The sequence below is a fragment of the Cytobacillus spongiae genome, from assembly GCF_021390075.1.
This window is the reverse complement of the sequence record NZ_CP089997.1, coordinates 2,862,468-2,882,635: the sequence shown is the minus strand read 5'-3', so window position 1 is coordinate 2,882,635 and position 20,168 is coordinate 2,862,468. Positions and strand designations below refer to the sequence as shown.

Genomic DNA, 20,168 nt, shown 5'->3' with positions numbered 1-20,168 from the left:
TAACAAAGCGGAGAAATGTTAAGGTAATGTAAATTTCGTAAATTAGTTCTTTACTTTATATCTGTTTTTATTAATAATTGTATGGGGTTTGCAAGTTATTGTCGAATATTCTTATTAGGGGTTGAAATGTAGTGGAACTAAATGTTCAACAAATGTTGTTCGAATTTTTGGGTGGCCTTGGGATTTTCTTATATGGTATTAAAACAATGGGTGATGGCCTCCAAAAATCAGCTGGAGATAAGCTGAGAGATATCTTGGATCGGTTTACGACGAATCCGATAATGGGGGTCCTTGCCGGAATTATCGTAACCATACTCATTCAAAGTAGCTCAGCAACCACTGTAATTACAGTAGGGCTAGTAAGTGCTGGGTTTATGACTCTCCGCCAAGCAATTGGAGTAATAATGGGGGCAAATATCGGAACAACGGTAACTGCTTTTATCATCGGGATTGATATTGGTGAATATGCACTTCCGATTATTGCAGCTGGAGCAATTTTATTATTCTTCTTTAAAAATAAAAAGATACACAATCTAGGCCAAATTGTATTTGGATTTGGTGCTTTATTCTACGGACTTGAATTAATGAGTGGCGGAATGAAGCCATTAAGAAGCTTAGAAGCATTCCATGAATTAACTGTAAACATGAGCTCAAACCCAATTCTAGGTGTAGTTGTTGGAACATTATTTACTGTTATTGTACAAAGTTCAAGCGCAACAATTGGAATTCTTCAAGGTTTACACGCAGAGGACTTAATTAATTTAGAAGCTGCACTGCCAGTATTGTTTGGTGATAATATTGGGACGACAATTACAGCTGTTTTAGCTGCAATTGGAGCATCGGTTGCAGCGAGACGTGCAGCAGCTACCCATGTATTATTCAACTTGATTGGAACGACGCTATTCTTAATATTATTAAAGCCTTTTACGGCATTGATTCATACGATTCAAGATGCACTGTCATTAAATCCTGAAATGACCATTGCCTTTGCTCATGGGATTTTTAACAGTACAAATACGCTGATTCAATTACCATTTGTCGGTCTATTGGCTATTATTGTAACAAAGCTAATTCCGGGAGAAGATGCGATTGTTGAATATAAGTCAAAGCATCTAGACCCAATATTTATTGAGCAATCCCCTTCAATTGCTTTAGGACAAGCAAAAGAAGAAGTTCTACGAATGGGCCAATTTGCTGTCCGTGGATTAGAGGAAACGAAACAATTCTTAGATACAAAATCACAAAAGCATTCAGAAGCAGCTTGCCAATTAGAAGAAGCAATTAATAACCTTGATCGAAAAATAACGGATTATCTTGTGGATCTAGCGACAAGCTCATTATCCGAGCACGAATCTGAAGAACATACTACTTTAATGGATACCGTTCGTGACATTGAGCGAATCGGAGATCATTTTGAAAACATCGTAGAGTTAGCTGAATATCAAATTGCTAATAAGGTAAAAATGACGAATACAGCTATGGAAGACCTAGATGTTATGTTTAAGCTAACAATTTCAACTGTTCAAGAAGCCCTACAAGCATTAGATCAAGGGGATAAAGAAGCAGCAAAAACAGTTGTAGAAAAAGAAGAAAAAATTGATAAAATGGAAAGACAGCTTCGTAAGCAACACATTCTTCGTCTAAACGAAGGAGCATGTACAGGACAAGCTGGAATCGTATTCGTAGATATTATAAGCAACCTAGAACGTATTGGTGATCATGCAGTAAATATTGCCGAAGCCGTATTAGGTGAAGAAAAATAATGCTAAAATGAAGCAGGAGCGAATGCTCTTGCTTTTTTAGAACTTTCGCATCCATGTGTAAACTTTTTAAATGGGGGAAGGCAACAACTGTCATTTATACACAAAGTGTTTTAGAATTTTGTATAAAAAGGATGTGGTCAAATGACCTATTTATTTTGGACGCTAATTGTTTTGCTTTTCGTAGTAGCATTTGTTGGATTGGTTTTCCCAATTATTCCAAGTGTACTGTTTATTTTTGCAGGTTTTATTTTATACGGTGTTTTATTTTCTTTTGAACCATTTAATTGGCTATTTTGGCTTATTCAAGGGTTATTCGTCCTCCTCTTATTTGGCGCAGATTATGTTGCAAACATGATTGGTGTCAAGAAATACGGAGGGTCCAAAGCAGGGATATGGGGAAGTACCATTGGAATTCTCATAGGACCGTTTATTATTCCCGTTCTAGGAATTCTCATAGGACCTTTTCTAGGTGCAATCATTGCTGAGATTGTTGTACACAAAAAGCCTATTAACGAAGCAGTGAAAATCGGATTAGGTTCTGTAGTTGGATTTGTCAGCAGTGTCTTTACAAAAGGGATTATTCAAATTATTATGATTGCTTATTTTCTATGGATGGTATTATAAAAAATCACGGAAGCCAATGTTTGCTTCCGTGATTTTTTAATTTTTTCATTGAGAAATTGAAATATCAGATCTTTACTATCTGTTATTTAATCAGCTAATTAAGACCACATATTTCTAGTGGGCAATTTTGGCAATCAACTTCTCTTTTTAAATAGCTTAGATTTTTCACCGTAATTCTCTGCTGCTCATAGGTAATGACATCTTTCTCTCGTAACTCCTTTAATAATCTTTGAATAACCTCTCTAGTTCCATAGGTTAAATCTGCAAGCTCTTGATGAGTAATAGGAAAATCAATAAAAATCCCCGCATCCGTTCGAATACCATACGTGTGGCATAGACGAATAAGCATAGAATATAGTCCACCTTTTTTGCCATTCATCATTAAATCTTGGCATTTCATTTGAGCTTTTAAATAGCGGGTGCTTAACCAGGCAGTAAGAGCACTTAATGTCATCTGATCTTGCATGATAAAGTGCTCAAAATCCTCTCTTTTTATCATCAGTACTTCAACATCAGTTAATGACTTCGAATAGAAATGATATCTTGGAGTGGGAGCGAAGATTTGGTATTCAGTTAAAAGCTCTTCACCATGTAATATTTTGATGACAAATTCCTTCCCTCTCTCATGCAGTCTCCCAATAGATATACTACCCTTTAACAATAAATAAACATGGTCAACAGGATCTTTTTCTTGAAAAAGAACAGCGCCCTTTGGAAAACGATAAACAGATTCCTTATCTATAAAATGCTGAATTAATAAGCTATAAATTGATAATTCCATCATTTGGATGACTTCCTTTCCCAGTTAGCTCTCTCTTTGATTTAATAGAATTTAGGGTAGAACTGTCAATAAGTGCATGGGATTTAATGGGAGGTATACGTCGGGATAAGGGCAAAATAGCTTGGTATATTAAGAAAAAAGGACATTATGACAATTTCATGAAACTTAGTGGGTTTAGTGTGAAAAAAATAGAGGGGAATTTTATTTTTTGAAGAATATTATTTAGGAGAACGGGTATTGTAACTATGTTACGCCAAACCTTTTTGTTTGATTGATATACCTAAGTTTGGTAATCTTAAGTTAAACACTTTAGAAATATTCTTAACTAAAATAGTTTAGATTAAGAAGAATTCTAAAGAAACCAATACATAAAAGGAGGAGTTTAATATGGCATTTGAATTACCACAATTACCTTATGCTTATGACGCTCTTGAACCACACATTGACAAAGAAACAATGAATATTCATCACACAAAGCATCATAATGCTTATGTGACAAACTTAAACGGTGCATTAGAGGGAAATGAAGAGCTTCTTTCAAAATCTGTTGAAGAAGTAATTGCTAACCTAGATGCAGTTCCTGAAGCTGCACGTACTGCTGTACGCAATAATGGTGGTGGACATGCAAACCATTCATTATTCTGGTCAATTCTGTCACCAAATGGTGGGGGAGAGCCTACTGGAGATCTAGCTGAAGCAATTTCTAGCAAATTTGGCAGCTATGAAAACTTCAAAGAAGAATTCGCTAAAGCAGCAGCAACTCGCTTCGGTTCTGGCTGGGCTTGGCTAGCTGTAAATAATGGAGAATTAGAAGTAATGAGCACTCCAAACCAAGATTCTCCAATCATGGAAGGCAAAACACCAATTCTTGGACTTGATGTTTGGGAGCATGCATACTACTTAAATTATCAAAATCGTCGCCCAGACTACATCAATTCGTTCTGGAATGTTGTAAACTGGGATGAAGTTTCTAAGCTATATAGCGCTGCGAAATAATAAGCTGATAAACGGTAGGCACTCATGTGTCTGCCGTTTTTTATTTGCAAAAGCTTAAACTTAATGATATGCACAAGTTTGGAAAACTACCCAAGAGAAAAAGCTTGATTAATTTGTATTAATATTATAAAATACAAATCGTAACTATTACGATTTGTTTCGATTATTGAGGATATCGAAGTCTATATTCTAAAGGGATACTTAGCTTATCTTGTTTGTGGGAAAATCACAAAAAGAGGGTATAGGTATAAGAATTTAATCGTAATGATTATTATTATCAATCATAACGAATTGGAGTGGGCTTTTTTGCATAAGAAAATACCAGTAACTGTGTTAAGCGGTTATTTAGGATCTGGTAAGACTACATTACTAAATCACATTTTATCCAATCGAGAAAATAAGAAAATTGGTGTGATTGTAAATGATATGAGTGAAATAAATATTGATGCATCATTAGTGAAACAAGGAGGCTTTACTCGAACAGAGGAGAAGCTAGTCGAACTTCAAAACGGATGTATATGTTGTACATTAAGAGAAGATTTAATGATAGAAGTAGAGAGGTTAGCGAAATCTGGAGACCTGGATTATATCGTCATTGAATCTTCTGGAATATCTGAACCGATTCCTGTTGCTCAAACCTTTACATACATCGATGAAGAAATAGGAATTGATTTATCGGAGTACTGTAGGCTTGATACGATGGTCACAGTGGTAGATGGAAATCGCTTTTGGCATGACTTTGCTTCAGGTGAGAGTTTACTTGATCGTAAACAAGGGACAGATGAGCTAGATACAAGAGAAGTGGTAGACCTATTAATTGATCAAATTGAATTTGCCGACGTTATTTTGTTAAATAAAACCGATCTAATAGAAGAGGTAGACCGTCAAGAGCTTCAATCCATGCTTAAAAAGCTAAACTCAAATGCAAAAGTCATTCAAACAGTTCACTCTAAGGTAGAATTAAAAGAGATATTAGATACGAATTTATTTGATTTTGAAAAAGCTAGTGAAGGTGCAGGTTGGATTAAGGAACTAAATGAAGAACATATCCCAGAAACAGAAGAATACGGAATATCATCTTTTGTTTATAGAAGAAAAAGACCCTTCCATCCCGAGCGTTTAAACAATTGGTTAGAGAATTGGCCGGTCGATGTTGTAAGAGCAAAAGGGTTTTTCTGGTTAGCTACAAGAAATGATATGACGGGTCTTTTATCACAAGCGGGACCTTCTATCATGATACAGGGTGCAGGTGAATGGGTTGCAACTTATCCAAAGGCAGAAATTAAAGCTATTTTAGAAGAAGAGCCAAGACTGCAAGAACTTTGGGATGATCAGTTTGGAGATCGAATGAATGAACTTGTCATGATAGGAATTGATATGGACCAAAGCGAAGTAGAAGATTCACTAGATAATTGTTTATTAACAGATGACGAGATGAACATGGATTGGAGTTCATTTAAAGATGAACTACCACCATTTGTTGTTCAAGAATAAAAATTTAGGAGGAAATTAAATTATGAGAGTTAAAATTACATTAGCATGCACAGAGTCAGGGGATCGTAATTACATTACTACAAAAAACAAGCGAAATAATCCAGATCGCTTAGAATTGATGAAGTATAGTCCAAGATTAAAGAAATATACCCTTCATCGCGAAACGAAATAAATTTTATTGTTGAATTTTGCTCAAGACTTGGGAGACACTCAATGAGATGTGGGTTTCTCCTAAGTTTTTTTGTTTTGGAGAGGGTGATTTCCGTTCCAGGTATTTGCTTTCCGGGGGGCGTTCGCCAAGTCTCCTCGTCCTTTGTGCTATGGGGTCTTGGCTTGTAACGCTAAACTTAGGAGTCATGTGCCTCCAGCTCCAAATAACTAGTTTGGCTTTGGTAACAGGAGAAAATCTTAAGGCTACACACTAGTGAATTTTTTTTCATGAAGCGTAATTTATCATTGAAAAAGATAGCACTCTATTTATATATAAAAAAAACTAGAGGCAAACTCATACATTATCTGAGTTTGCCTCTAGTCTGATATAGCTTATATTCTTTGTCCGCTTTATCCTTTATTCAAAAGCTTTCTTTAAAGTACGGATATTGTTCTCCATGATGCTGAAATAATCTTCATTTTGTTCAATATCACCTTCTGTTCGCACGGAAAGGTTGTGTAGGTGTAATGGTTCAGCACCTATATCCTGACGAATAATTTCAGCTACTTTTGGTGTAACATTTTGTTCGAAAATAACATATTTAATTTGCTTTTCTCTAGCTATTTCAATAATATGCTCTAGATCTTTCTGTGACGGTTCATTGGATGGGGAAAGGCCTGCAACAGCAATCTGATGGATTCCATACCGTGCTTCCCAGTATCCATAGGCTGCATGTGAGACAATCATCTCTGGATCATCCACTGATTCAACGAGATCCTGAAATTCTTTATCGAGAAGAGTTAGCTTCTCTTTTAATTCGGAAAAATTACCCTCAAACTCTTCTTTTGCTTCAGGTTTTAATTCTGCTAATAAATTTTTAATATTTTCAGCGATTGTAATTGAGTGTTGAGGATCTAACCAAATATGTGGATCCACATCATGGTGATGGTGACCATCTTCGTGACCATCTTCGTGGCCTTCTTCGTGATCTTCTTCGTGACCATCTTCGTGGCCTTCTTCGTGACCATCTTCGTGACCATCTTCGTGGCCTTCTTTGTGGCCATCTACATGACCTTCTTCATGCTCAATGGCATCAATCCCATGACTTGCTTCCATTAACTGTACATTTTCGTTTGCTAATGCTTCTGATATTTTCTCTGCATATGCTTCCATTCCAAGGCCATTATAGATAAATGCATCTGCATTTGCTATAGCTATCATTTGCTTAGAGGAAGGTTCATACGTATGAGCATCTGCACCAGGTGGAAGAATCGTTTCAACCTCTACGAAGTCTCCTCCAATCTTTTTTGCGAAATCTTCAAATGGAAATAGAGAAGTATATAAAACAAGTTGATCCTTCTCATGGGTAGTAGTTGTTGTTTGATTATTATCACTACAACCTTGTAAAATAGTAAAACTCATTAAAACCATAAAAAAGAAGATATAAATTCTCTTCATAATCATCCTCCTCGTAAAATCATAAAGACATAATATCGTAATCATTCCTATTTGTAAATAAGAATGATTACGTTTTGTGTGAATAAACAGTATTTTCATAGACTGCAAGCAAGAGGATTTTGGCTTTTGTGTATGAGCTGTGGCCTTTTAAGCTGGTAACTTTTTTATAAATCAACTTGTTATGGTAGCAGGATTTATGATTTCAAGTGTAGTAAAATTGAAGGGATTTTTAAATTAAGCCTTGTACATATCTCTAAATCAAGTATCATATATATTGGTAATAAGAATGATTACGATTCATATAAACCTACTATTACGGAGGATTCATATCTTTATGTTTAAATGGTTATATTCACATGTAATTGATTTTACTGGATTAATTGTTGTGGCAATCGTTTTATATCTTGTAAGTATTAGTCAATTTGCTTCAAAGGGGTTAGCTTTTGACGTACCGAACTCCTTTCAGCAGTTGAACACCATCTTTTTAAGTATTTTAATAGAAGCGATTCCTTTTGTTTTAGTAGGAGTTTTAATAGCAGGCTTTATCCAAATCTTTATCACAGAAGATCATATTCGGCGCTGGATCCCAAAAAATAAATTTTTGGCGGTCTTAATGAGTTGTTTTGTGGGTGCGTTATTTCCTGCATGTGAATGTGGAATTGTCCCAATCGTTAGAAGGTTAATTGCAAAGGGGGTACCTCTTTATGCAGGGGTTGGCTTTCTATTGACAGGACCACTTATTAATCCGATTGTTATCCTATCAACCTTTATGGCATTTGGAAATGATCTACAAATGGCAGGCTTGCGAATGGGTGTTGGCTTTTTTGCTGCATTGGCGATTGCTGGCATAATAAGTGTGTTGTTTAAAACAAACCAGCTTAAGCATTCATCTGATATAGCCGTACAACACTCTCATTCTACACGAAAGAACCAATCATTTATTCAGAAATTAGATGGGATGCTAAAGCATTCCATTGACGAATTCTTTGATATGAGTAAGTATTTAATTATCGGGGCATTTATTGCAGCTTCGGTTCAGACGTTTGTTTCTGCTCAATCACTGTTTATTTTTGGTGATGGAGTGATTGGTTCGACGATTATCATGATGGGTCTTGCATATATCCTTTCGTTATGCTCAGAGGCGGATGCTTTTATCGGTGCATCCTTCAGGCAAATTGTTCCACCTGCATCTATTTTGGCATTTCTTGTGTATGGCCCAATGATTGATTTGAAAAACACTATTATGCTATTAAGTACATTTAAGTCACGCTTTGTTTTTGTATTACTTCTTCTGATTACGCTAATCGTTTTTGTTAGCATCCTACTTATTAGCTTTTTCGTAAGGTGGTCATAGAAATGAAAATGAATTTACAACAACTTGGTAGGTGCGTCATTATCGCTGCTTTTGGGGCTTACTTCATCATGCTCCAGGTAACAGGAGATATTAATAAATACATCAATCCGAAATATAGCTTAATGAGTAAAATTGCAGCTGGAGTATTTATTCTATTTTTCTTCGTGCAGCTTTTTCGAATTTGGGAAGAAAAAAAGCAGAATCATCATGAACACGATCATTGCTGTGACTCAGGCTGTGATCATCAGCATGATCATCAAGCCCCATTCTATAAAAGAGTTGTCAATTATTCGATTATCGTTTTTCCGTTAATTACGGGCTTTACTTTATCCCCTACCGTATTAGACGCTTCTATTGCGGAGAAAAAAGGGAGCGTTTTTACTCAATCTAAGAAAAATGTTGAAGTAGTTGATTCATCAGTCACTGAAAAGCAAACGACTGACGAATCAATAGTGGATGAAAACGAACCAATCGTAAATGAAAATTATCTAACTCAAGATGTGTATGACGATGAAATGAAGAAATTATTGGAGCTCGATCAGATTGAGATGAAGGAAGAGATTTTCTCCCCATATTATGAAACCATTAGTATGGACCCTAGCGCATTTATTGGGAAAAAAATTAAAGTGAGCGGGTTTGTATACAAAGAGGAAGGCTTTGATGCGAACCAATTAGTCATAGCAAGGTTCCTAATAACTCATTGTGTTGCAGATGCTGGAATTATAGGGTTTTTAACTGATTTTGCAGATGCTTCTCAATTAGATAAAGATACATGGATCGAACTAGAAGGAACCATTGATGTGACAGATTATCATGGCAGTAAACTTCCAATGATCAAAGTGAATGGATGGAAAATCATACAGGAACCAACCGATCCTTACATTTATCCAGTTTTAACGAAAGTGATGTAACATCCATACTAACTATAAATGAATAATCACGATGGTTTTGTCAGAAACTACCCCTTAGATAAAAAGGGGAGTTTTTTTTATGAGCCAAGCAAAAAAACTGATCGGTAACGTAGATTTAACAAGAGACTTATCGCTACTACTATTAATTGGAGGACTCTATTCAATCAGCATCGCTCTCTCCAATACGTTTGTGAACATTTACTTGTGGAAACAATCAGGTGAATTTTTAGATTTAGCCCTGTACAACTTATCGATCGTAATCCTACAACCACTTACCTTTATTTTAGCTGGGAGGTGGGCGAAGAAAATTGACCGTGTGATTGTGTTACGAATTGGTGTCTCGTTTTTAGCCGTATTTTATTTAACTGTGTTGCTTATTGGATCAAATGCATCAACATTTATTCTTTTATTAGGGGCATTGCTTGGAATGGGCTACGGATTTTACTGGCTTGCCTACAACGTGCTGACATTTGAAATTACTGAGCCTGAAACGAGAGATTTTTTTAATGGGTTTTTGGGGATTCTCACTTCCATTGGTGGGATGATAGGGCCGATTGCTGCAGGATTTATCATTTCGAAAATGTCCAATTCTACAGGGTATACCGTTGTTTTTGGTCTCTCATTGGGTCTTTTTTCATTAGCTGTATTTTTAAGCTTCTTCTTAAAAAGGCGTCCTGCAAATGGTAGCTACCTATTGAGACGCATCATAAATGAACGAAAGAATAATCATAATTGGAAGCACATAACGAATGCCCATTTTTTTCAAGGCCTTCGAGAGGGAACGTTTTTATTCGTAATATCCGTATTTGTGTTTATTTCAACCGGGAGTGAATTGGCCTTAGGTACGTTTGGGTTAGTAAATTCGGGAATTGCGTTTGTTGCCTATTATTTGGCTTCGAGACTAATTAAGAAAAAATTCAGAAAAAAAGCTATTTTAACAGGTGGACTAATCTTATTTGGATCAATATTTATCATTGTGTTCGATGTGACATACACAAGACTCCTCATTTATGCAGGAGTGATTGCGATTGCCTATCCACTCTTGTTAGTTCCATATCAATCGATGACATATGATGTGATTGGAAGAGGATGGAAAGCGGCGGAAATGAGAATTGAATACATTGTTGTACGCGAAATCTTCTTAAACTTAGGGAGAATTGTCTCCATACTCTCCTTTATTTTCACGATTACCTTCTTTAATGAAGAAGAAGCCATTCCATTTTTGTTAATCTTGTTAGGTGCTGGTCACAGCTTAATTTATCTGTTTATTCGTAGAGTTCATTTTCAGAAGGTCACAGAAAATTCATCGAATGTGTAACACATGAGTGAAAATATATATAATATGCAGTTAATTAATGTAGGAAGAAGGAACCCCTTTTTCCTTTTTTTATTTATTGAGCTTTCAAGATGAAAATTTTTCTGTCGGATATGTTCGTTTCTCAATAGAAATTCTTTGCTCTTTCCTATAAAATAAAGGGTATGGAGATGTTCGAAAAAAAGGAAGTGTAAATTCAGTGAATAAGAAGAAGAAAAAAAAGACGCATGTTCCTTTTCGTTTAAATATGCTTTTCTTTATTGTGTTCTTGCTATTTTCTGTCCTCATCCTCCGCTTAGGTGTGGTGCAGATTGTATATGGTGATGATTTCAAACGAGAAATTGAACGAACAGAGGATATCACGGTAAACAATCCGGTACCTCGCGGAAAAATGTTTGATACAAATGGAAAGATTATTGTCGACAATGTACCGAAAAATGCCATCACCTATACAAATCGCGGGGCAGATCAAGAGGAAATGCTCGAAGTGGCAGAGAAATTAGCTGGCCATATTGAAAAGGATACTGAAAAGGTACAAGTACGGGATAAAAAAGATTATTGGATAATCAAGAACCCAGAACGAGCAGATGAGAAAATCACAAAAAAAGAATGGGATCAATTTGAAGAAAAGAAACTCGATGATAAAAACATCTATAAGCTAAAGCTAGATCGGATAACAGAAGAAGAGTTAGCTGAGCTAACCCCGCAAGACTTGGAAATCCTTGCTATTTATCGTGAATTTGCAAGTGGTTATGCATTGACTCCTCAAATTGTGAAGAATGAAAATGTGACTCCAGAAGAATTTGCGGTTGTTAGTGAAAATCTTCAGGAGCTTCCTGGTGTTGACACAACGACAGATTGGGAACGTTCATACGCATTTGGGAGTACGCTAAAGACCGTTTTAGGAAAAGTAACGGACTCGGATGAAGGAATTCCAAAAGAACAGCTTGAATACTATCTTTCCCGTGATTACAGCCGAAATGACCGAGTAGGAAAAAGCTACTTAGAAATGCAATATGAAGATGTATTACATGGTCAGAAGGCGAAGGTAAAGAATGTAACAGATAAAGCCGGTAATGTGCTTAAGACAGAAGTTTTATCAGAAGGACAAAGAGGGAAGGACCTCGTCTTGACGATTGATATGGATTTGCAACTAGCAGTTGAAAAAATTCTCGAAGAAGAATTAAAAAATGCGAAAAATCAGCCTAGAACCGCACTGCTTGACCGAGCATTTGTCGTGTTAATGGATCCGTACACTGGTGAAGTGTTAACTATGGCAGGTAAAAAGATTGAAAAGGATACAGAAACCGGAAAATCTGTTATGGCTGACTATGCTTTAGGAAATATCGTATCCTCATACAATGCGGGATCTGCTGTTAAAGGAGCAACGATTTTAACTGGCTACCGCACAGGTGCGATATCTCCAAATACGTATATCTATGATACACCTATGCAAATAAAAGGCACCCCTGTAAAAAAATCTTGGAAAAACATGGGAAATATTAACGACTTAACAGCATTAAAGCAATCGTCGAACGTATATATGTTCAAAACAGCCATAGAAATTGGCGGGGGGCAATATAATTTCAATCAGCCACTAGACATCAATATTAAAGCTTTTGATACAATTCGTGACTCGTTTTCCGAATTTGGGCTCGGCGTTAGAACGGGAATCGATCTACCAAACGAATCAGTTGGATTTAAAGGCTATGATACACGACCTGGGTTTTTACTTGACTTAGTAATTGGCCAGTATGATACGTATACGCCGATGCAGCTTGCCCAGTATGTATCAACCATTGCAAACGGCGGATACCGTGTTCAGCCACGCCTAGTGAAGGAAATTCGTCAACCTTTATTAAACAATGAAGAGCTTGGACCTGTCTTAGAAGAAATTCAACCAAATGTATTAAACAAGTTGGATGTGAAGTCCGATTGGGTTGAACGGGTACAGGAAGGTTTTCGTCAAGTAATGCAAGAGCCTGGTGGAACAGCAGTTGGAACATTTGGGTCGAAGGAATACAAGCCTGCTGGGAAAACTGGAACGGCTCAAGCATTTTATGATGGACCAGAGCGCTATAAATATGATGAACCGCCAGAGGTAATGAATCTAAGCTTAGTAGGCTATGCCCCACATGACAAACCAGAAATCGCGATGGCAGTATTAGTCCCTTGGGCATATCAAGGGATGAATGGTCATACGGCTAACTATACAATTGGAAGTAGAGTATTAGATACATATTTCCAATTGAAAAAGTCACGTGAAACATCTACGACTGACCAGCAAACTTCAGTTCAAATGATTCAAAAGCCTGGAGTTGTGCAGGAAGAAGAGCAGACAGAGGAATCAGCAGAATAATGATCTATCAAGGCAGGTAAAATGGACACTAGTTCATTTTATCTGCCTCTTTTTTTGCAATTTATGACTCGTCGAAAATGTTATTACGAAGCTTTTAAGGTGAAGAACAGAGTCTAATGACTCATCCACAGAAAAAAACGATTGGCTGACTTTCACACAATCAAGTCCATATCGACAGAAGTAGTACATATATAGTAGGAAAATATCATTAGATTAATGTAACTATTACTCTATCTTTACAATACCTTAACAATTCGCTGTCATAATTAAAGCGAAAATGGGAAGGGGTGTCGATTTTTGTCTGCTTTTAAGAAATGGAAGTTTGACCGATCGAAGTTCATGAATCTGTTGAAAGTGGATAAGGTAAAAGGTAGTAAATCAAATAGAAAAAGCGCAAATGTTAACAGGAGAAATCAGCTAACTAAAGAGGTTGCTTCAACAAATCCAGATCGATTATTCAACCGTTTACTTGCCATGGTATCATTTCGAACGAGATTATTGATTCTGATTGTTTCTTTACTATTAGCCTCAGTATCATCTGTTGCCCTTATTTCTTATAATAAGTCGAAGGAAGCAACGATTACATTAATTGAACAGCGACTAGAAAAAGAAGTGATGACGATCTATGATATTGCGCAAAATTTAATGCTATTGTTTGTTGGGAAAGAAGATGCATTTGAAAAGAAAATGAATCAAGTAATTAAAAATCAGGACGCTGAATTAGCTCAAGATGGAATTTCAGGTGAGTATTTTGTTTTAAATGATAAAGGAGTAACTCCTTTTAAAGTGAGCATGAGTTCGGATTTGAATTTTACAGAGCAAGTAGTTGAAGATGTTCGCAAGAAAGACAAAGGAATTATACATAGAGAATTAAATGGAGAATTATATACGCTTGCATTTATGCCGGTACAAGAGTTTAAGGGTACATATTTAATCGCGATACCACAAAAGGAATACCTGAAAAATGTGAATGAGATGGCTAAGATTATTATCATAGCGGTAGTCATTAGTGTTTCTCTTGCATTTATCATTATCTTATTCTTAGTAAGAAGTTTAACGGAGCCATTAATTCAGCTGCGTGAAGTAATGAAGGAAGCAAGAGAGGGAAATCTTGATGTTCATGTCGAGGTGAACACTACAACACCTGAGGTAACATCGTTAATTAAAAGCTTCCATTCAATGATCGATCAAATGAAGAAGCTCCTATCAAACATTAAGAGTACGACAAATGATTTAGAGAGAACAGGTAATGAGCTTCAGTTAGTTTCTGGACAGGTAATGGAAGAGAATGAGCAATTAATCGAGGCCATACGAGTTGTTCGTGAAGGAGCTCAGCAAAGTGCGGTAAGCTCTGAAACGAATACAGATATGTATCAAGTGATGAAGGGCTCCATAAGCAATGTGTTTACGTATATGGATGAAATAATATATAAAACAGATAGCATGAATAGTTCTGCTAATGCAGGAGAAAAATCAATTACTAATATGGTTCATGCAATGCATACATTTGAAAAGGAATTTAAAGGTGTTACGGAAACAGTCAACGAAGTAAAAAATTATTCAGATGCGATTGCAAAGGTAGTTACATTAATCCAACAAATATCAGAACAGACAAAACTATTAGCATTAAATGCTGCGATTGAAGCTGCGAGAGCTGGAGAATCTGGTAAAGGCTTTGCTGTCGTTGCAAATGAGGTTCGAAAGCTCGCTGAACAAAGCTCAAGTGCTGCAGATGACATAACTCATACAATTAGAGAAATGGTTCATATATCGAATAAAGCATCATCAGAATTTGACCATACATTTGCCAATTTTCAAGAGCATCTTGAGACAGCTAATACAAGTCGTAAAGCTTTTGATGTTTTAATGGGAGAAATTGAGCATGTCGTAGGAATGATTGAAACCGTTCAAGGTGAACTTAAGGGGCTAAATGAAAGTATGCCTGAAATGGAATCAACAGCTGTAAGCTTTGTATCTGTATCACAGCAAACGTTAGCGAGTGCGGAACAAATGATGGCTGCTTCAGAGTCACAAATGATGAAAGTAAAAACAAACCGTGAAGCTGGTGAAAGACTAAAAGCTTTATCAGAGTCTTTATCCCATTTCACGGAAGAATTTCAGTTCAACCAGCATGATTCAAATAATAGCTAAGAAAAAATGGGAAGGTGATTGCACCTTTCTATTTTTCTCCTTCACCAACCACTGATCCATTTATTTATGTGAACGTATTAAAATAGATAAAATAATCCTATTAAGTTTAGGTAATAATACGTATATAAATAATGGTATGTCTAACAAATGAGTATATCGAAACAAATTAATATACCCAACATCGACAAAATGATACAGAATTCTACGGAATTTACAAAAGCTTTACATTCGATTAAAACCAAGTTAATAGACAGCCGTTATTCTAGTAAATGTAAGCAAAACACCATATCTCTTAGGGGGAATTAAGGAATGAAAAGCTTTAAGTTTTTAGCACTATCGACTATGATCGGAGCAGTGCTAGCATTCACAGCAGCTTGTGGAACAGAAGGAACTAATAACGCAGCTAATAATGGTTCTGAAGGAAATAACACGACTGAGCAAGCTGAAGAAAATAAGCAACTTCAAGGTGAAGTTAAGATCGATGGATCTTCAACAGTATATCCTATCATGGAAGCGGTAGTTGAAGAGTTCGGAATGGAACAACCTGAAGTAAAAGTTTCCGTAGCTTCTTCAGGAACTGGTGGTGGTTTTAAAGCGTTCATCGCAGGTGAAACGGATCTTAGTAACGCATCTCGTCCAATTAAAGACGAAGAAAAAGCAGCTTTAGAAGAAGCTGGTATTGCATACACAGAATTTAAATTAGCAAACGATGGATTATCAATCGTTGTAAATAAAGATAATGACTGGTTAGATTATTTAACAGTTGATGAGTTAAAGAAAATGTGGGTTGAAGACGGAACAGTTAAGAAGTGGTCTGATATTCGTTCTGAATGGCCTGCTGAAGAAATCAAATTCTACTCTCCAGGGACTGATTCTGGAACTTATGACTACTTCAATGAAATCATTCTTGAAGAAGCTCCAATTGTAGAAAAGGCTACTCTTTCTGAAGATGACAACGTTCTTGTTCAAGGTGTTACTGGTGACAAAAACGCAATTGGTTACTTCGGTTATGCTTACTATGCTGAGAACAAAGATAACTTAAAAGTTGTTCCAGTTGACAATGGAAATGGCGCAGTTGAGCCAACAAACGAAACAGTTGAAAGCGGAGAATATGCTCCACTATCTCGTCCATTATTCACTTATGTGAAAAATGAGTCAGTCAAAAAAGAAGAAATCTATGAGTTCGTTAAATATGCTTTAGAAAATGCAGCTGTTCTTTCTGAAGACGTTGGATATGTAAAACTTAAAGATGAAGAGTATACAAATGCTCTTGAAACTTTAGAAGGTCTGAAGTAAGAATGAGATCTGGTGGGAAGCACATTTGACTGTGCTTCTCACCTTGTTATGTGGATGAAAGGGGTTTTCATTTTGGCTTTGCAAAACACAAATAATTCTATCTCTGTACAAGATATGATTCAAGAGAAAAAGAAGAATAAGAACCTTGGGATGAAATTTGAAAAGTTAGTACCTTACTTATTGCTATTCACGGCGATTGTGTCGGTGTTAACTACTCTAGGAATTGTTTTTACATTAATAGTTGAAACATTTATCTTTTTCGATAAGGTAGCAATTAAAGATTTCTTAACGGATAAGAAATGGTATCCATTCTCGAAGACAGAAGCTTCTTATGGAATCATGCCACTTATTTCTGGAACATTAAAAGTAACAGCCATTGCAACACTTGTAGCGGTACCAATTGGAATTGCTACTGCCATCTTTTTGAGTGAGTATGCTTCGGATCGCACTCGCCGTATTATAAAGCCGATTCTTGAAGTTCTTGCAGGTATTCCAACAATTGTATATGGTTTCTTTGCATTAACTTTTGTTACACCTGTATTAAGAGAAATTATTCCTTCTTTGGAAATCTTCAATGCATTAAGTCCTGGTATTGTAATTGGGATTATGATTACCCCGATGATTGCATCACTATCTGAAGATGCGATGTCATCCGTGCCAAATACAATGCGTGAAGGTGCCCTTGCGTTAGGGTCGACGAAGCTAGAAGTATCATTTAAAGTCGTACTTCCTGCTGCATTATCTGGTATTATCGCATCTGTTGTATTAGCGATTTCCCGTGCAATTGGTGAAACGATGATTGTAGCTGTTGCAGGTGGATCTACTCCAAACCTTGACTGGAGTGTTACGAATTCAATCCAAACAATGACAGCTTATATCGTACAGGTAAGCCAAGGAGATGCTGGATATGGAACCACTATTTATTACAGTATCTATGCAGTTGGATTCACACTTTTCTTATTTACTTTATTGATGAATTTACTAGCACAGTTCATCTCTCGTCGTTTTAGGGAGGAATATTAATGAAACTTATTGATCACACAAAAGTTATCAATCACATGAAACCGAGATTAGCGATTAATGTATTCTATAAATCGTTATTCTTTGTAGCTACGATGTTTGGATTGCTCATTTTGGGAATTTTATTATATCGGATACTCACTCAAGGACTTGGCTATTTAGATCTACAGTTTTTACAAAGTTTGCCCTCTCGTAAGCCTGAACAGGCAGGGGTTAAGACAGCTCTTATTGGATCCATGTGGTTAATGGGAGTAGTAGCACCCGTTTCATTATTATTAGGTGTAGGAACAGCGATTTATCTTGAAGAATACGCAAAGAAAAACCGCTTTACGGAATTTATTCAAGTGAATATCTCTAATCTTGCAGGGGTTCCTTCTATTGTTTTCGGTCTTTTAGGTTTAACTGTGTTTGTTCGCGCACTTTCTTTAGGTACAAGTGTATTGGCTGCTGGGTTAACAATGAGCTTACTTGTCCTACCGGTAATCATTGTAGCGTCACAAGAATCTATCCGTGCAGTACCTAAACAACTAAGAGAGGCATCCTACGGAATGGGTGCAACGAAATGGCAAACCATTTTACGTGTTGTTATGCCAGCTGCCATTCCTGGAATTCTAACTGGTGGAATTTTAGCATTATCACGTGCGATTGGTGAAACGGCTCCTTTAGTTGTATTAGGTTTACCGCTATTCCTTGCCTTTTTACCTAAGTCTGTTTTCGATATGTTCACGGTATTACCGATGCAAATTTATAACTGGACCGGGCGTCCGCAAGAAGAGTTCCATGCAATTGCAGCAGCAGGGATCATTGTCTTACTCACATTGTTAATTGTGATGAACTCAATTGCAGTTATTATTCGAAATAAATTTCAAAAGAGATATTAGTTGATAGGTTTTATTTGGATGAAGGAGGCTTTTTTCAATGAATATGACGATGGATCAAGTGAAGACAAATAGCCAAGAGGCTAATGAGGTAAACAGTACAAAAGCACCTAAGGAAATAGTATATAAAACAAGTCAGTTAAACTTATGGTATGGGGATAATCATGCATTAAAGAATATTGATTTAGATATTTATGAAAATGAAGTTACTGCAATTATAGGACCTTCTGGTTGCGGTAAATCCACGTACATTAAAACACTAAACCGAATGATTGAATTAATTCCAAGTGTGAAGACTTCTGGTGAAATTTCTTATCGTGGAAGAAATATTTTTGATAAGGGCTATAAAGTTGAAGAACTACGTACAAAAGTAGGAATGGTATTTCAAAAGCCAAATCCATTTCCTAAGTCAATTTATGAGAACGTTGCGTACGGACCTAGAATTCATGGAATTCGCGATAAGAAAGTACTAGACCAGATCGTTGAGAGAAGCCTGAAGGGAGCAGCTATTTGGGATGAGGTAAAGGATCGTTTAAACCAAAATGCTTATGGCTTATCCGGTGGTCAGCAGCAGCGCTTATGTATTGCACGCTGCTTGGCAATCGAGCCAGATGTAATATTAATGGATGAGCCAACCTCTGCACTTGATCCCATTTCAACTTTAAAGGTTGAAGAGCTTGTTCAGGAATTAAAGAAAGATTTCAGTATCATCATAGTTACACATAACATGCAGCAGGCTGCACGTATCTCTGATAAAACGGCATTCTTCTTAAATGGTGAAGTAATTGAGTTCACCGATACGAATAAAATATTCTCTAATCCATCAGATAAGAGAACAGAAGATTATATAACTGGACGATTTGGATAATGATATTAGTAAAAATCGTACGTTTACTAAAGCGTACGATTTTTATTACTTGAACGATGAAGGGAGAAGCTACACATGTTACGAGAAAAATTCCACTTAGATCTTGAAGAGTTAATCAATATGTTAGTCGAGCTAGGTCAATTTGCTGATAATGCTTTAAAGGCTTCAATTGATGCTCTAGATACAAAAGATGTTGATAAGGCAATTGAAATAATGGAGAATGATGTAAAAGCAGATGTGATGTACGAAGAAATTAATGACTTTGCAATTTTATTAATTGCAAAGCAGCAACCAGTTGCGATTGATCTTCGCCGAATTATTGTTGCCATCAAAATTGCTACCGATATTGAGAGAATTGCGGATTACGCGGTAAATGTTGCGAAGTCGGCTATCCGTATTGGAAATGAAACTCATGTAAAGCCAATCGAACACGTGAAAGAGATGTATGTAGTTACTTCTAGAATGCTGCAACTTGCATTAGAGGCATATAAAGAAGAGGACTTGAAAAAAGCTAAGAAAGTTGCGGAAATGGATGATGAAGTGGACTCATTATATGGTCAAACGATTCAAGAGCTACTTAGATTGAATCAGGAAAAGCCAGAGTACTTAGCTCAAATTACACAACTATCATTTACTAGCCGTTATTTGGAGCGTGCAGCTGATCATGTTACAAATATAGCTGAAAGTGTATTTTACTTAGTTAAGGGTCTGCATTACGATTTGAATAACTAAATCAAAAAAGGGCAAGG

17 protein-coding genes are annotated in these 20,168 nt (G+C 36.4%); 15 read left to right on the top strand and 2 right to left on the bottom strand.

Annotated elements, in window-relative coordinates; genetic code table 11:
* Positions 1 to 152: 152 nt before the first annotated feature.
* Both LS684_RS14635 and LS684_RS14630 read left to right on the top strand, forming a co-directional pair.
* On the top strand, positions 153 to 1,763 hold the full coding sequence (locus LS684_RS14635; RefSeq protein ID WP_432418827.1) for a Na/Pi cotransporter family protein: 1,611 nt from the start codon (positions 153 to 155) through the stop codon (positions 1,761 to 1,763).
* 141 nt (positions 1,764 to 1,904) lie between these two features.
* Positions 1,905 to 2,387, top strand: coding sequence for a DUF456 domain-containing protein (locus tag LS684_RS14630; protein WP_233807015.1), 483 nt, complete (start codon positions 1,905 to 1,907; stop codon positions 2,385 to 2,387).
* A gap of 94 nt (positions 2,388 to 2,481) precedes the next feature.
* Here LS684_RS14630 and LS684_RS14625 read toward each other — a convergent pair whose 3' ends face one another.
* Positions 2,482 to 3,171 (bottom strand): Crp/Fnr family transcriptional regulator, encoded by a 690-nt coding sequence (locus LS684_RS14625; protein ID WP_233807014.1) that lies wholly within the window; start codon positions 3,169 to 3,171, stop codon positions 2,482 to 2,484.
* Between the two features lie 384 nt (positions 3,172 to 3,555).
* On the opposite strand from LS684_RS14625, the gene sodA reads away from it, so the two are divergent.
* The 3 genes from sodA (at position 3,556) to rpmG (ending at position 5,830) form a co-directional block, all read left to right on the top strand.
* Complete coding sequence (sodA, locus tag LS684_RS14620; protein WP_233807013.1) at positions 3,556 to 4,164, top strand: superoxide dismutase; 609 nt, start codon at positions 3,556 to 3,558, stop codon at positions 4,162 to 4,164.
* A 306-nt stretch (positions 4,165 to 4,470) separates the two neighbouring features.
* A complete protein-coding gene (locus LS684_RS14615; protein ID WP_233807012.1) occupies positions 4,471 to 5,658 on the top strand; it encodes a GTP-binding protein in 1,188 nt (395 codons plus the stop codon).
* Positions 5,659 to 5,680: 22 nt separating this feature from the next.
* Positions 5,681 to 5,830 carry a 50S ribosomal protein L33 gene (gene rpmG, locus LS684_RS14610; protein WP_233807011.1) on the top strand — a complete coding sequence of 50 codons (150 nt, stop codon included), beginning with the start codon at positions 5,681 to 5,683 and terminating at the stop codon, positions 5,828 to 5,830.
* A 396-nt stretch (positions 5,831 to 6,226) separates the two neighbouring features.
* On the opposite strand, the gene LS684_RS14605 is transcribed toward rpmG, so the two are convergent.
* Complete coding sequence (locus tag LS684_RS14605) at positions 6,227 to 7,267, bottom strand: metal ABC transporter solute-binding protein, Zn/Mn family (protein WP_233807010.1); 1,041 nt, start codon at positions 7,265 to 7,267, stop codon at positions 6,227 to 6,229.
* 334 nt (positions 7,268 to 7,601) lie between these two features.
* Between LS684_RS14605 and LS684_RS14600 the strand changes: the two genes are divergently transcribed.
* From LS684_RS14600 to phoU, 10 genes are all read left to right on the top strand, one after another.
* Positions 7,602 to 8,621, top strand: a complete 1,020-nt coding sequence (locus tag LS684_RS14600) for a permease (RefSeq protein WP_233807009.1) — start codon at positions 7,602 to 7,604, stop codon at positions 8,619 to 8,621.
* Between the two features lie 2 nt (positions 8,622 to 8,623).
* Complete coding sequence (locus tag LS684_RS14595) at positions 8,624 to 9,532, top strand: TIGR03943 family putative permease subunit (protein ID WP_233807008.1); 909 nt, start codon at positions 8,624 to 8,626, stop codon at positions 9,530 to 9,532.
* Positions 9,533 to 9,611: 79 nt separating this feature from the next.
* Positions 9,612 to 10,850 carry an MFS transporter gene (locus LS684_RS14590; protein WP_233807007.1) on the top strand — a complete coding sequence of 413 codons (1,239 nt, stop codon included), beginning with the start codon at positions 9,612 to 9,614 and terminating at the stop codon, positions 10,848 to 10,850.
* Positions 10,851 to 11,094: 244 nt separating this feature from the next.
* Positions 11,095 to 13,206: a peptidoglycan D,D-transpeptidase FtsI family protein gene (locus tag LS684_RS14585; RefSeq protein ID WP_233811671.1), complete on the top strand. Its 2,112-nt coding sequence runs from the start codon at positions 11,095 to 11,097 to the stop codon at positions 13,204 to 13,206.
* Between the two features lie 297 nt (positions 13,207 to 13,503).
* On the top strand, positions 13,504 to 15,357 hold the full coding sequence (locus LS684_RS14580; RefSeq protein ID WP_233807006.1) for a methyl-accepting chemotaxis protein: 1,854 nt from the start codon (positions 13,504 to 13,506) through the stop codon (positions 15,355 to 15,357).
* 309 nt (positions 15,358 to 15,666) lie between these two features.
* Positions 15,667 to 16,653 (top strand): PstS family phosphate ABC transporter substrate-binding protein, encoded by a 987-nt coding sequence (locus tag LS684_RS14575; protein ID WP_233807005.1) that lies wholly within the window; start codon positions 15,667 to 15,669, stop codon positions 16,651 to 16,653.
* A gap of 114 nt (positions 16,654 to 16,767) precedes the next feature.
* Positions 16,768 to 17,676 carry a phosphate ABC transporter permease subunit PstC gene (gene pstC, locus LS684_RS14570; protein ID WP_432418826.1) on the top strand — a complete coding sequence of 303 codons (909 nt, stop codon included), beginning with the start codon at positions 16,768 to 16,770 and terminating at the stop codon, positions 17,674 to 17,676.
* Complete coding sequence (gene pstA / locus LS684_RS14565) at positions 17,676 to 18,554, top strand: phosphate ABC transporter permease PstA (protein WP_233807001.1); 879 nt, start codon at positions 17,676 to 17,678, stop codon at positions 18,552 to 18,554. Before pstC ends, pstA begins: the two co-directional genes overlap by 1 nt.
* A 49-nt stretch (positions 18,555 to 18,603) precedes the next feature.
* A complete protein-coding gene (pstB, locus tag LS684_RS14560) occupies positions 18,604 to 19,419 on the top strand; it encodes a phosphate ABC transporter ATP-binding protein PstB (RefSeq protein WP_233811670.1) in 816 nt (271 codons plus the stop codon).
* Between the two features lie 75 nt (positions 19,420 to 19,494).
* The gene (gene phoU / locus LS684_RS14555) at positions 19,495 to 20,151 is read left to right on the top strand and encodes a phosphate signaling complex protein PhoU (RefSeq protein WP_233806999.1); all 657 of its coding nucleotides are present in this window, start codon (positions 19,495 to 19,497) and stop codon (positions 20,149 to 20,151) included.
* Positions 20,152 to 20,168 lie beyond the last annotated feature (17 nt).

Excerpts from the sequence above, each read along its gene's own strand:
- LS684_RS14635 (WP_432418827.1), top strand. The coding sequence starts at position 153 with ATGTTGTTCGAATTTTTGGGTGGCCTTGGGATTTTCTTATATGGTATT.
- LS684_RS14630 (WP_233807015.1), top strand. The coding sequence starts at position 1,905 with ATGACCTATTTATTTTGGACGCTAATTGTTTTGCTTTTCGTAGTAGCA.
- LS684_RS14625 (WP_233807014.1), bottom strand. The coding sequence starts at position 3,171 with ATGATGGAATTATCAATTTATAGCTTATTAATTCAGCATTTTATAGAT.
- sodA (WP_233807013.1), top strand. The coding sequence starts at position 3,556 with ATGGCATTTGAATTACCACAATTACCTTATGCTTATGACGCTCTTGAA.
- rpmG (WP_233807011.1), top strand. The coding sequence starts at position 5,681 with ATGAGAGTTAAAATTACATTAGCATGCACAGAGTCAGGGGATCGTAAT.
- LS684_RS14605 (WP_233807010.1), bottom strand. The coding sequence starts at position 7,267 with ATGAAGAGAATTTATATCTTCTTTTTTATGGTTTTAATGAGTTTTACT.
- LS684_RS14600 (WP_233807009.1), top strand. The coding sequence starts at position 7,602 with ATGTTTAAATGGTTATATTCACATGTAATTGATTTTACTGGATTAATT.
- LS684_RS14595 (WP_233807008.1), top strand. The coding sequence starts at position 8,624 with ATGAAAATGAATTTACAACAACTTGGTAGGTGCGTCATTATCGCTGCT.
- LS684_RS14590 (WP_233807007.1), top strand. The coding sequence starts at position 9,612 with ATGAGCCAAGCAAAAAAACTGATCGGTAACGTAGATTTAACAAGAGAC.
- LS684_RS14585 (WP_233811671.1), top strand. The coding sequence starts at position 11,095 with ATGCTTTTCTTTATTGTGTTCTTGCTATTTTCTGTCCTCATCCTCCGC.
- LS684_RS14575 (WP_233807005.1), top strand. The coding sequence starts at position 15,667 with ATGAAAAGCTTTAAGTTTTTAGCACTATCGACTATGATCGGAGCAGTG.
- pstC (WP_432418826.1), top strand. The coding sequence starts at position 16,768 with ATGATTCAAGAGAAAAAGAAGAATAAGAACCTTGGGATGAAATTTGAA.
- pstA (WP_233807001.1), top strand. The coding sequence starts at position 17,676 with ATGAAACTTATTGATCACACAAAAGTTATCAATCACATGAAACCGAGA.
- pstB (WP_233811670.1), top strand. The coding sequence starts at position 18,604 with ATGGATCAAGTGAAGACAAATAGCCAAGAGGCTAATGAGGTAAACAGT.
- phoU (WP_233806999.1), top strand. The coding sequence starts at position 19,495 with ATGTTACGAGAAAAATTCCACTTAGATCTTGAAGAGTTAATCAATATG.